The organism is Bradyrhizobium sp. RDM12 (assembly GCF_051917485.1).
GTDB lineage: Bacteria > Pseudomonadota > Alphaproteobacteria > Rhizobiales > Xanthobacteraceae > Bradyrhizobium.
This window is the reverse complement of sequence record NZ_CM133064.1, coordinates 7,814,757-7,828,353: the sequence shown is the minus strand read 5'-3', so window position 1 is coordinate 7,828,353 and position 13,597 is coordinate 7,814,757. Positions and strand designations below refer to the sequence as shown.

Sequence of the window (13,597 nt, the reverse complement as noted above, 5' to 3'; positions counted from 1 at the left end):
CGATGTGGCACCGTTTTGCGCCGGCGCTCCCTGCCAATCCATGGAACTGGATCGCGGTATGGCGCCGCAATTTCCTTGTCTGGCGGAAAGTCGCTCTGGCATCGATTCTTGGAAACCTGGCCGAGCCGATGAGCTCTCTGTTCGGTCTCGGTTTTGGCCTTGGAATGATCATAGGTGGCGTTGAGGGGACCTCATACATCTCATTTCTGGCCGCCGGCATGGTCGCCACAAGCGCGATGGTCTCCGCAACCTTCGAAACGATCTATGCGGCCTACGCCCGCATGCAGACAAATTGCACGTGGGAGGCAGTACTGTGTACGCCCCTTACGCTCGGCGACATCGTTCTCGGTGAAGTGGCATGGGCAGCAAGCAAGGCCTTGCTCGCCGGGACGGCTATCACGATTGTTGCAGTCGCGCTGGGTTATGCGGAGTGGTCATCCATTCCCTATGCGTTGCCAGCCATCGCCCTCACTGGCGTTACGTTCGCGAGCCTCGCAATGGTCGTTTCAGCACTCGCACCGAGCCACGACTATTTCATCTTCTACCAGTCACTCATTCTCACGCCCATGATGTATTTGAGCGGGACGATCTTCCCAATGAGCCAGTTGCCAGGGCCATTTCAACGCATAGCCGCCTTCTTGCCGCTCGCTCATTCGGTCGATCTCATTCGTCCGGCAATGCTCGGCCGGCCGGTCGACAGCGTCGGCTTGCATGTGGGCGCACTTTGCATTTACGCAGCGTTTCCCTTCCTCGTCTCGGCCGCGCTGCTTCGGCAACGGCTGATGCGGTGAGAGGAACAAGACCTCAAGCGAAGCATCGCGTGTGCGAGATCAGATATCGGGCGTAACGCGATTCGCGTGCGACGCTTATGTGAGCCTCGTTACGCTAGCGATGCCTGATCTGCCCGTGGCGACGTGCGGTCTACTCGCAAGGCAAGCGATACGAACTAGGCCAACAGGCCTCTCAGGATGAATGGAGAACAAGATGCTGTGTCTAGGATTGAGTGGCGGGCTCGACAGGGTCTATGAAAATCCGCTTGAACTACCGAACACGTTTCTGCACGACGGCGCCGCAGTACTTGTCAAGGACGGGCGCGTGATCGCTGCCGTTGAAGAGGAGCGCCTCAACCGGATCAAACACTCAAACAAGCTCCCGAGCAGTGCGATTGAATACTGTCTTGCAGCTGCGGGTGTTGAGCTTCGCGACGTCGATCGTATTGCGTTCTACGCCACCGAACCCTATTGCAACGCGATGCTCGAACGGCTGTTCATCTCACAACCTGAGATCTCAATTCCGCTAAATGCCAATCTGCTATTACGGCACCTTCTGGCGGCGGAGTTCGGCACCGAAATTGATCCCTCGAGGGTGTCATTCGTAGGCCACCATCAGGCCCATGCCGTGAGCGCTCTGGCGATGTCAGGTTTTGAAGAAAGCCTGATTCTCGCGATCGACGGTTGTGGCGACTTCCTCTCGGGTCTCTTGGGGGTCGGATCGGGCACCGAAATGACCGAGCTTATGACGTTTCCAGAGAATAACTCTCTCGGGCTGTTCTATTTGGAGACGATCCGATATCTCGGCTACGGCCTGTTCGACGAGTATAAGGTTATGGGACTGGCTCCTTACGGAGATCCCGCACGCTATCGCGAGCTCTTTGCCCAATTCTATGAGCTCTCCGCAAACGGTGGCTACCGCGTTCACCTCGACCGGATCGGCCCGGCATTGCTGCGCAATATCGAGGTCCGGCGAAAGGGAATGCCGTTCACGCAACAGCATCAAGATGTGAGCGCATCGTTGCAGGAGGCGCTGGAGCGGATCGTGTTTCACGTACTTCGGCATTACCGTGAGTCGACCGGAATGAAACGGTTGTGCCTGGCTGGCGGGGTGGCCCACAACTGCACTCTGAACGGTAAACTTCTGTATTCAGGCCTGTTCGAAGACATCTTCGTGCAGCCCGCTGCGCATGATGCCGGTTGCGCATTGGGCGCGGCACTGATGGTGTCGAACGAGGCCGGGCAGCCGGCGCCCCGCGAGCGACTCCAGGCGGTTTATTGGGGGCCAGATGTCGGCAGCGACGACAGCATCGAACAGGAACTGAAGGGATGGGCCGGACACCTGGAGATTGAACGGACCACTGACGTCGCAACCAGAGCAGCCGAGTGGATCACTGATGGCGCCGTGATCGGGTGGGTACAGGGCCGGTCCGAGTTCGGCCCTCGTGCGCTCGGCAACCGCAGTATTCTTGCGGACCCAAGGCCGGCCGTAAACAAGGAGCGGATCAACGCGATGGTCAAGAAGCGCGAGAGTTATCGACCATTTGCGCCATCGGTTCTGGAGGAGGATGCGGGCGCGTTCTTTGAGTTGCCGGATGGTCGCGCAGAATATCCCTTCATGAATTTCGTCGTTCGCGTGCGCGAATCCAAGCGTGCTTTGCTGGGCGCGATCACGCATATCGATGGTACGGCCCGGCTGCAAACGGTTTCCCGCACGAACAATGCCGCCTATTGGGAACTCATCAATGCGTTCAAGAGCCGAACCGGCGTCCCGATTCTGCTAAATACGTCATTCAACAACAATGCCGAACCGATCGTAGATTCCGTTGCCGATGCGATTACGGCATTTTTGTCGACCGAACTGGATGGCCTTGTGGTCGGGTCATTCCTCGTCAAGAAGCGGGCAACAACGCTCGAGAGCTGGACCGCACTCACTGTATCACTGCCGCCCCATGTATCTCTGTACCGGGTTCGCGCTCATGCGGACCGAGAACACCAGGAGACAGTCTGCGAGATCCGTATGGGTCACTCCAGCCATGACAGCGTGCGCGTCTCGCATGACCTGTTCGACATGCTGATGCAAATTGAGAAGGAAGCTGTTCTTGCCGATCTTCTCGCCAGGGTCACCTCTGACAGGACGAGGCGCGAAGCTCTCGTGAACGAACTGCGCGGGCTCTGGGATCAGCGCCGTATTCGGCTGCATCCGTCACAGACTGCGCGGTCGTAAAAGGTGCACAATGTGACACCTCTCTGCATGACCTGCCAATCGCGGTGCCGTGCAAGGTGCGCTTGCGGGTTGAGCGCCTTGCGACCAGGTGACCAGCCGTCCGGCGTGGATCGGTATCGCAGATAAGTGGTGCGCCACACAAGCTGAACTCGCGCAACGAGAAGGGTTTGATAACTTGACGAAGGAACGCTTTGTTATTTCTCGGAGGCGCACCGGCTTTGGTGATTGCCTCTGGTCGTTGGCGTCAGCCTGGTCGTACGCGCAGCGGACCGGGCGAACGCTCGTTATTGACTGGCGCGGTTCCTGTTATGTCGACCAACCGTTCAGCAATGCCTTTCCGGCGTTCTTCGAGCCCGTTGAGGACATCGCTGGCGTGCCGGTGATTTGCGATGACCGGGTCAACCAGCTCTCGTTTCCCGGACCGTTCTTTCCGCGCTGGTGGAATAGGCCATCGATCGACTGCATCAATCGTCCGGACGAGCAGATCTTCCGGGAACGTGACGAACTAACCGAGCTGTTCCAGGCAGGAGAAGATAGCGAAGCCAACACCATTGTCTGTGACGCTTGCCTGATGTGGCGTTGTAGCGAAGAAGCCGAACGGCTGATCTTTCGCAACATCAAGCTCAGGTCTGAGATTCGAACACGGATCGACGCACTATATGAGGAACACTTTAGCGGCCATAGCATCATCGGCGTTCATGTTCGGCACGGCAATGGCGAAGATATCATGGAGCATGCGCCGTATTGGGCCGATTCGGAGTTCGCCCTTCATCAGGTGTGCATGGCAATCCGTAAAGCCAAGGCTTTGCCCTATCCGAAGCCTGTAAAGGTCTTCCTGTGCACGGATAGTGCGCAGGTGCTCGATCAGGTATCGGGTCTGTTTCCGGACGTCTTCGCCGTCCCAAAACGTTTCAGGCCGATCGGGCAGGGCCGTTGCATAGTGCGGAAATGGGAATTGAAGGTGGAGCTTCCGCTCTCATTGACATGTATCTTCTTGCGCGATGCGCTACCGTGATCCGTTTTCCCCCACCAGCGCTTTCACGCGCTATGCCCGTCTGCTCGTGCCACGCATTATCGAATTCGATCTGAGCAATCCGGGGCATCTGACCATGATCGATAACCCGTACGAACATTTCGCGGCTTCATGAAATGTCACGAATCTGCTCAAGCCTGAGCAATGGTCGGCTAGATCATCAGCCTGATGCAGGCTTCGACTCCATCGAGTTTCGCAACGTATCGCAGAAACGCTGGATGGCGACCTTCGGCGGCAGGCGAGGCCTGACCGGCGCACGACCAGGGATCCGGTGCGGGTGGTAAGGCGAACGCCTGCGAAGCGTAGGCCAATGCTGGCGGGCGCCGGCGGCCTTGCCCGACGCAATGCTTCGTGTCGTCAAGTGTAAGTCGACTCGCGCGGCAAGGTTATGGTGTCCTTGTCATCGTCTGGCCAGACGGTGAAGAGCACGGCAATGGTGCTCCGGGCCGCCGAGAAATCTGACGTAGCAGACAGTCACGTCAGAATGTCACAGCGGAAAGCAGGCGCGTCCGGTAGATGGATCGCCTTTGGTGGGCAATCCTTTTGCCTTGCGGTCAGCTCGTTTCTTGATGTCCCCTTGTTCATGCGCCGCTCGCGGAGCCCTTTCGGACGGACGTGTGATGAACCGCGGGGCTGGCGGCCATCGATATGGCTCAAGAGTCGCATGTGCGGCCGCGCGTACGACGGCTAAGAACAATTGCACGGACTGGTCATCGATCCTGATCTCCGCCAAAGATATCTGATCTATCTCCGCCAAACCGAATGAGCCACAGACCACCCATGGAGTGCGAGGTAGTCAGCTCGCCCTGGAATCACCAGCCTCTCGGCTACGAAAACGTAGCGCGCGCATTCGGCAGCTCCCAGGAGCTCGACGCCATTGCTGCAGCGTTGCTGCTGTCGAAAACCAAACAGGCCAGATGTTCGGAACCTGCCATTTGGGTCGCAAAGTGTGCCCCTTGTGCCCTGCATCGTTCTGGCCTGGATCCTGCAGCAGGTGCGCAGGCGAGGGGAGCGGAAGGAAGCCGCGTGTGAGTCTAGGTCTACCAGATGACAACGCGGCCGCAGCTCGATCGTCGGAAACGGACCTTGGCGGTCCAATTCACGCTGATCGAACGGGCCGCCCGCTGCGTGCGCCGAAGACGCTGGTTTTGACCGGGGCATCGCGCGGTATCGGTCGGGCCACCGGAAAAGTGTTTTGGAAGCTGGTTGGCGCGTCATTTCTTACGTGCGCCGGCCATTCGACGCGGTGAGCTGCCCTTGGGACTCAGAGGACGACAGCTATATCAGCGTCGACCTGAGCGACCATCGGACGCTGCCGCGCGTGATTGGTGAGATCAAGGTGCCTAGCCGGCGCACCGCTGCACGGACCGATAAACAATGCCGGAAACTCACCAAAAACGCCGAACGGTACCCAGCTGATGTCGCTGGCGACCTCAGTCGATAGCTGGATGAGCGTGTTCCACCTCAATCTGGTGGCGCCGATCCAGCTCGCTCAAGGTCTGCTCGAAGAGCTAAAAGCGGCTTCAGGCTCGATCGTCAATGTGTTCTCGATCACCGGCCCGCGGGTGCATCCATTTGCAGGCACGGCATATGCGAGTTCGAAAGCTGCGCTCGCTTGTATTACGCGCCAAAGGGGCGCACGAATGCGATCGCGCCCGGCGAAATCAAGATGGACATTATGTCGCCTGACACGGAGGCGCATTTTGTGCGAAAGATCCCACTTTGGCGGGTGGTACACCCAAGAAGGTCGCGAAGGTCATTTTCTTCCTATGTTCAGATGCGGCAAGTTATGTCACTGGCGCGGAAGTGCCGATCAATGGCGGACAACACTTGCGAGTGAATCCGCCCTTGGCGAACCCCGGCTAATCTGAGCTTCATCGAAAGAACTCATGTTGGCCGGGGCAAATCCGCGCAGGGAGTTGGAAAGAATAAAGCAGCAAACCTATTCGTTTCTAGTCACTATGGGTGCTGCCGACGTGCCATGAAGAGGCGTCATCTCTCGCTCCGCCTTGAGAACTGGATGTCAGATCGAGGGGGGCATGCAACACGCGTCCAACAAGTCCGATCAAGGTGACGGGGAGAATCAAGAAAGGAACGGAGAAGTCGTTATGCTGGACAGCGTTTCCCTGCGCGAAAAACCAAACTCAACCTCCGAGGTAGTCCCTTCCGGTTATACTGTGCCGTCGCACGAGAAATCGCTAAACACGATCTTTGAAATAGCACACACGCTCTCCGGCCTATGCCGGCTTGAAGCCAAGCTGGCGAGCGTCATCGAGCGTCTGCCATCGCTCGTGCAGATGCGGCGTGGCATCGTATGTCTGTTCGATCATGACGGCGGGCCGGAGATCATCGTAGACGACGGCGGGAGCGAAGGTCGCGATGCGCGCTGCGGGGTGCGCTTGCCGCAAGGAGCAGTTGATCAAATTGTGACGACGGGGCGGCCGCTCATCGTCGAGGACATAGCGCTGCATTCGGCCTTCAGTCCTTCGGACGTCGAGATGCTAGATGCTGCGGGTAATACGCGTGTTGCGTTCATCGGCGTTCCCATAGACATTGACGAAAAAGTTATGGGTACGCTGAGCATCGACCGCATAGCGGACAACGGAACGCGCGCGCAGCTCGAGGACGACCTCCGCCTGCTGACGATGGTCGCTAGCCTCCTGGGCCAGACGGCGAAGCTGCATTGCCGTTTTGTCCGCGATCGCGGGCGCCTTATGGACGAGGAGTTCCGCCTGCAGAAGCAGCTCTCGGAGCTCAAGCCTCATGGGCGGGAGCGCAAGAAGGTTCAAGTCGACGGAATCATAGGCGACAGCCCGGCGCTGCGCGCGCTACTTGAGAAGATCGAGGTGATCGCAAAATCGAACAGCACGGTTCTGTTGCGTGGCGAATCAGGTACCGGCAAAGAGCTGGTCGCGAAGGCGATTCACGAGCGTTCAGCGCGTGCCAAACGCCCCTTTATCAAGCTGAATTGCGCGGCCCTCACCGAGACGGTGCTGGAATCCGAATTGTTCGGTCACGAGAAGGGGGCGTTTACGGGCGCATTCAACGCGCGCAAGGGGCGCTTCGAGCTCGCCGACAAGGGAACGTTGTTTCTGGATGAGATTGGAGAGATCTCGGCGTCGTTCCAGGCGAAGCTCCTGCGCGTACTTCAGGAGCAGGAATTCGAACGCGTGGGCGGCAATCAGACGGTCAAAGTCGACGTCCGCGTGATCGCGGCCACGAATAAGAATCTTGAAGAAGCGGTGGCAAGGAAAGAGTTTCGTGCCGATCTCTATTATCGCATTAGCGTGGTTCCTCTGCTACTACCGCCCCTGCGCGAAAGACGCACTGATATTCCGCTTCTCGCCGCTCGGTTCTTGAAGAACTTCAACAATGAGAACGGCCGTGCTCTGGTGTTCGATTCAAGTGCGATTGAGGTCCTCATGAGCTGCGGATTTCCCGGCAATGTCCGCGAGCTCGAGAACTGCGTGCAGCGGACCGCGACGCTCGCGCAAGGATCGTCGATCACAAGACATGATTTTGCGTGCTGCCACGGGCAATGCCTGTCGGCCATGCTATGGAAGTGTGGACCGGAGGAAATAGCGCGGCAGCCGAGCCCGACAATCTCACTGCCCGCGAGGTTGAGCATGCCGCCAACAGAAGCTGTGACACCCGTTCAACCGGTCAATAGCGAGCTGACACCGCTAGGGCCACCCGGCCGACTCGTAGTGGGTGCTGCGAAAGTCACTGATCGCGAGCGCGTCATCGCGGCCATGGAAAGATCCGGGTGGGTGCAGGCGAAGGCGGCGCGCCTGCTCGGACTGACCCCGCGCCAGATTGGCTATGCCTTGAGAAGACACGGTATCGAGATCAAGCGCTTCTGAACAAAGCGTCGGGCTCGCTTCTCTCCCGTGCCTCGGCTGATGAGATAGGGGAGCGTGGCAAGAGGCGGTTGCCAGCTCAGGCGCGTGATACGGATGCTAGCCTTATGCCTGGTTGGGATTCACTCGCCCGCGAAGCGTAAGGGCCTCTTCGCGTCGGCCGGTCGTGTCATCATCTGCTTGCAACGTATTCGCCTGAAAAATGGCGTGGCGTCGAACCGGCGCGTGATCGCTGCGGCTACGTTGCTGGCCTTCCCAATTTGAGATCACGCCCGCTCCGCAGCCCGTCGCAGTCGCGACAACCGGCTCGCGTCTGCCGTCAGTCATTGCATGCGTTCCTCATCGGCGAAATGCCTGGGTGGTATGACACTTGCTATTCGTGGGGAGCCTGCTCAACATCTTAGGAGAAGCATATGCACAGCATCGTCTGCATCAAACAGGTGCCCGACTCCGCTCAAATTCGCGTGCACCCTGTTACGAATACAATCATGCGCCAGGGCGTGCCGACAATCATCAACCCATATGATCTCTTCGCGCTGGAAGCTGCGCTCGAGCTACGAGACAAGTTCGGCGGCGAAATCACTGTCCTCACAATGGGGCCGTCGTCGGCCGAAGAATCTCTCCGAAAGGCGCTGACATTTGGTGCCGATCGCGCTGTCCTGCTCACCGATCGTAGCTTCGCGGGCTCCGATACGCTGGCGACGAGTTACGCGCTGGCGTGCGCGATTCGCAATATCGGGAGGGAATATGGCCCACCGGACATCATATTCACTGGCAAGCAGACCATCGACGGCGATACGGCGCAGGTGGGACCTGGCATTGCAAAGAGGCTCGGGGTCCAGCAGCTTACTTATGTTTCCACAATCAAAGCGTTGGACTTCAAACTACGCACAATCGAGGCGGAACGGCGCTGCGAAGGCGGCGTCCAGGTGTTGCGTTCCAAGCTGCCGTGTCTCGTCAGCATGTTAGAGGCAACAAATCAAATTCGCCGCGGCGCAATGATAGAGGCGTTGCGCGCGGCCCGTGCCACAATCGTAAGATGGAGCGCCCAAAATGCTGGCGTGGACGACATGGCCAAATGCGGTCTGAGGGGGTCGCCGACCGTGGTCAAACGTGTTTTCGCGCCCTCCGCGCGAGCGGAGAAGGCGACGTGGGTGGACGCGGCCGAGCAGCCGGCGCAAGCATTGATCGACGCCATGTTCAAGCGCAACCCTATGCTCGAGGCGGAGCTCGCACAGCTCGCGCGCGGTACCTCATCCGCACACGCGACTGGCGCGTGAAGTCGCGGCTGATCGAGCAGAGCCAGCGATGGCCCGAGTCGTGGTCATGTGTTGGCCCGTCGCTTGATTGCGCGAGGCCGCATCGATCGTGTCGGCCGCTCCTCTCCAAATACGATGAGAAGGGTGAGCATTCCACTTGCGTATCTGAGCGCCGAGAGGCAGGTCTCGGATCAATATACCAGACCTCTCGCAAGGTTTGGCGACTTGCGAGACACCAGTTCGCCGGAGAATTCATGGGGCCTGAAGACGTGCCCGTTCAGTTTGTGTGGCAGCCGCACAGAGCGCCCGCTGAATTCACCGCGTGGAGCTCGCGCGAGGGATCTATCCCCTCGCACGAGATCCGCCGTATTTCACGTGCATGTTTCACGTGCATGCAAGTGTGGGCATTATCATCGCGCCGTTCAACCACAGGACGGAATCGAGGTTAGTCATGCTCAGCCATACCCGGTCAACATCATCGCCAGCTCGTCCCGATACTGCCCCGGATCGCATAGGAAGAACCGTGATCGGCAGAGTGGCCCACGCACCACCGTGAGATCATCCGAAGGACCCCCACGCACCAAGTTCAATTCAGTCTTGGGTCGTCAACGTCCCGGTGGGCGCGCATGCTAATACTTGAGAAATTGCGCGGTTAGGGCCCTGTTAGACCGCTCGAGTCGCGACGGCTTCGCAGCTCTCTTGGTGTTTCCTGGATAGATCGTGAGTGCGGCGATGATGCCGAGCAAAGCTGCAAACATCAACCAGAAACCGGGGGATGCCTTATCATTGGTCCGTTCGATCAGCCAAGTTGATGCGAGCGGCGTAAACGTGCCAAAGAGAGCTGCTGCGAGTGCGAAGGCTAAAGAAAAGCAGGTTGTGCGAACGTGCTTCGGCACGATTTCGACCAGAGCGCCCAACATGGCGCCGCTATAGGTGCCAAAGTAGAACGAGAACATCATCTCCACTGCCAGCATCTTGCCAAAGCTTGGGTCGGTCACAAGCCAAGACAACGCCGGATATACGGTCACCAAGGCGAGCCCGGCAATCGTCAGCAGGACCGGCTTACGGCCGATTTTGTCTGAAATCGCGCCGCCAATTGGGTTCCAGATGAAGTTCGTTACGGCGACCAAAAGCGTCACCAAGAGCGTGTTCTGCGAGGACAGCTGCAATACGTGCTTGCCAAACGTAGGCGTGTACACCGTGACGAAATAGAAGGTCGTGGTCGTCAGCATCGCGATCATCATGCCGAGAATGACAATGCGCCAGTTTGCAACTGTGGAGGCGAAGACCTCGCGGGCCGTTGGGTGGTTCTTCATGACCAGAAACTCCGGAGTTTCCTCCAGCGTCCGGCGCAGGAAGAAGATAAGCGGAACGATCAGGCAGCCAAGGAAGAACGGGATCCGCCAGCCCCAGGCGGCAACCATTTCGGCTGGAAGTGCTTCGCTCAAAAAATATCCGATAAGAGCCGCGACAAAGATCGCAACCTGCTGGCTCGAGGACTGAAACGATGTGTAAAAACCGCGGTTGCCCGGAGTGGCAATCTCGGAGAGGTAGACGGAAACGCCACCAACCTCAACGCCGGCAGAAAAGCCCTGCAACAGCCGTCCGAACAGCACGATCACGGGTGCGGCAATGCCGATCGTCGCATAGCCGGGACAAAAGGCGATGATGATGGTGCCAATGGCCATGATCGAAAGCGTGATGATCAAGCCTTGCCGACGGCCAATCTGGTCAATATAGGCTCCAAGCACGATCGCGCCAACAGGTCGCATCAAGGCACCGAGCCAAAACACACCGAACGTGTTAAGCAGTGAAGCCGTTTCACTTCCTGATGGAAAGAACGCATTTCCGATGGCACTGGCGTAGAACCCGAACAAGAAGAAGTCGAACTGCTCGAGGAAGTTGCCGCTCGTCGCACGTAAGATGGCGCCAATGCGGGATTTGGCATTTGACCCGTGCGCAATGGACGCTGGTGACATGGCAAGGTTCCTCTCGGTTTGAAATGGCCGGTTCCGGAGAAAATCTCACGCCAGCCGATTGCAGTTTCATGGCCGCGAATCTGCCATCAGGGCACTATCGACCAACCCGTAAGCGCCTGACGTTTCCGGCTTATTTTCGGCAATTGCCGCAATGTCGGTTGGATTTTCCGGCCTTATTCCGCTCGCGCAGCAGGACTGATTCTCAAGCTACTGAAACCTCGGGCGATTCTCGGTGTTGTTGCTTGCGGCGTGGCGGAATTTCTCATCGGTCGCACCGACCTGGAATGAAAGGGGGCCACGAGATGCGTGGAATACGCTGCGCGGCAGGGAGAGCTTCGTGAGATAGATCGCGCTAGAGCAGCTCGCCAGGTCGAAGCAATCGGAATGCCGCGATACGTCATATGCGGCTCCTTGCTTGGCGGAGGCAACGCCACGCCAGCCTCGCAACCTGATTCGCCGCAGATTTTGCACATGAGTCTCAGCCTCCGTAAACAAGGGCCATGAACCGGCACAACCATGCGGTGGCATCGGGCCTGGAGCTGGGCGCCACATCGTGACGGGATCTTGACCGGGGCTTGCGCGCATCCGGTATCTGATCCACGATAAGTCCAGGTGGCGTCACCTTATTCGACGGTTACCGATTTCGCGAGATTTCGCGGTTGGTCGACGTCCGTGCCCATCAGGATGGCCGTGTGATAGGCCAGAAGCTGCACCGGAATCGCATAGACAATCGATGTAAATGTCGCACCCATCTCCGGCAGCACAATCGTCGCGAGTGAATCCGTGGACACCTCTGCGGCTCCCTGAGCGTCCGTTATCAAGATAATTTTGCCGCCGCGTGCGGCGACCTCCTGCATGTTCGAGATGGTCTTTTCGAACACCCGGTCGGAAGGAGCAATGACGATTACGGGAACGCTCTCGTCGACCAAGGCGATCGGGCCGTGCTTGAGCTCTCCGGCCGCATAGCCCTCGGCGTGAATATAGGAGATCTCCTTCAGCTTCAGCGCCCCTTCCAGGGCCAGTGGAAACGACGTGCCGCGACCAAGATATAGCACGTCACGCGATTTGGCGATGTCGCGTGCGAGCTTCTCGATCTGCGGCTCGCTGGCAAGCGCCGCTGCAACTAGCCGAGGAATTTCAATCAGCGCTCGCACCAGATCGATGCCGTCGCCCTCCGACAATTCACGGCGCGCATTGCCAGCAGCGACCGCAAGCGCCGCCAGGACGACCAACTGGCATGTGAACGCCTTGGTTGAGGCAACGCCGATTTCCGGTCCGGCGAATGTCTGCAACGCTGTCGCGCTTTCGCGCGCAATGGTCGAACTTAGGACATTCACGATCGAGAGCGTATGCAGGCCTTGCGATTTGGCATAGCGGAGCGCAGCCAGCGTATCGGCCGTCTCGCCGGACTGCGAGATGAAGATAGCAAGATCTCCCTTGCGTATCGGTGCCTCACGATAGCGAAATTCGGAGGCGACATCGAGTTCGACCGGAATACGGGCCAGCCGCTCGAACCAGTATTTGGCGATATGGCCGGCATAGCCTGCCGTACCGCAAGCCGTGATCGAGATTTGTCCGATATCGTTGAAATTGAACGGAAGCTCCTGCGGCAGTGCCACGCTCTCGGTGGCGATATCAACGTAATGCGCCAGTGTCTGCCCGATCACCTCTGGCTGTTCGTGGATTTCCTTTGCCATGAAGTGGCGGTAGTTTGCTTTGTCGACGAGAACCGACGACGCGCCAGATTTCACCACCTCGCGGCGGGCGACTGTGCCTTGTGCGTCGTAGACCACGCTGAAGTTGCGGTTGAGCACAGCCCAATCGCCGTCCTCAAGGTAGGTGATCAAGTCGGTAAGGGGCGCGAGCGCAATAGCATCCGATCCGAGATACATTTCGCCTTCGCCATGGCCGATCACGAGCGGTGAGCCCTTGCGCGCGCCGATCATGAGGTCGTGTTGACCCTTAAACAGGATTGCAAGCGCAAACGCGCCCGCTAGCCGCGGCAGCGACGCTTTTACTGCGTCCTGCGGCGAGCAGCCATTTTTCAGATAAGAGTCGATGAGATGCGCCACCACCTCGGTGTCTGTTTCAGAGGCGAAACAGGCGCCATGCTGTTTCAGCTCCGCGCGCAGCTCGCGGAAATTCTCGATAATGCCGTTATGGACGACTGCAACATTGTCCGTTGCATGCGGATGAGCATTGTGCTCGGTCGGCTTGCCATGAGTAGCCCAGCGCGTATGCCCAATCCCGACATGGCCTGAGAGCGGATGGCAGCGAACTCGTGTCTCAAGGTTCCGCAGCTTGCCCTCGGCGCGCCGAAGCTCGATATGATTTCCTTTGAGCGTTCCGATGCCTGCTGAGTCGTAGCCGCGATATTCCAGTCGCTTAAGTGAATCGATGAGCCGATCCGCGACCGGACCGCGCCCCAAGATGCCGACAATTCCGCACATGCTAATCAGTTTACCTCAA

General features: G+C 58.4%; 6 protein-coding genes and 2 pseudogenes. 6 read left to right on the top strand and 2 right to left on the bottom strand.

The window, feature by feature from the left end:
• Window positions 1–2: 2 nt before the first annotated feature.
• The 6 genes and pseudogenes from ACTGJ9_RS38005 (at window position 3) to ACTGJ9_RS37980 (ending at window position 9,170) form a co-directional block, all read left to right on the top strand.
• Window positions 3–791, top strand: coding sequence for an ABC transporter permease (locus tag ACTGJ9_RS38005; protein WP_456675190.1), 789 nt, complete (start codon window positions 3–5; stop codon window positions 789–791).
• Window positions 792–984: 193 nt separating this feature from the next.
• Window positions 985–2,997, top strand: coding sequence for a carbamoyltransferase family protein (locus ACTGJ9_RS38000; protein ID WP_456678756.1), 2,013 nt, complete (start codon window positions 985–987; stop codon window positions 2,995–2,997).
• Between the two features lie 88 nt (window positions 2,998–3,085).
• Window positions 3,086–4,145: pseudogene (locus ACTGJ9_RS37995) on the top strand (nodulation protein NodZ).
• Window positions 4,146–5,058: 913 nt separating this feature from the next.
• A pseudogene (locus ACTGJ9_RS37990) lies at window positions 5,059–5,896 on the top strand (SDR family NAD(P)-dependent oxidoreductase).
• A gap of 242 nt (window positions 5,897–6,138) precedes the next feature.
• Complete coding sequence (gene nifA, locus ACTGJ9_RS37985; protein WP_456675189.1) at window positions 6,139–7,893, top strand: nif-specific transcriptional activator NifA; 1,755 nt, start codon at window positions 6,139–6,141, stop codon at window positions 7,891–7,893.
• A gap of 410 nt (window positions 7,894–8,303) precedes the next feature.
• A complete protein-coding gene (locus ACTGJ9_RS37980) occupies window positions 8,304–9,170 on the top strand; it encodes an electron transfer flavoprotein subunit beta/FixA family protein (RefSeq protein ID WP_456675188.1) in 867 nt (288 codons plus the stop codon).
• Window positions 9,171–9,778: 608 nt separating this feature from the next.
• Here the strand turns inward: ACTGJ9_RS37980 and tcuC are convergent.
• Window positions 9,779–11,128 carry a tricarballylate/proton symporter TcuC gene (tcuC, locus tag ACTGJ9_RS37975; protein WP_456675187.1) on the bottom strand — a complete coding sequence of 450 codons (1,350 nt, stop codon included), beginning with the start codon at window positions 11,126–11,128 and terminating at the stop codon, window positions 9,779–9,781.
• Window positions 11,129–11,751: 623 nt separating this feature from the next.
• Window positions 11,752–13,578 (bottom strand): glutamine--fructose-6-phosphate transaminase (isomerizing), encoded by a 1,827-nt coding sequence (gene glmS, locus ACTGJ9_RS37970; protein ID WP_456675186.1) that lies wholly within the window; start codon window positions 13,576–13,578, stop codon window positions 11,752–11,754.
• Between the last annotated feature and the right edge of the window lie 19 nt (window positions 13,579–13,597).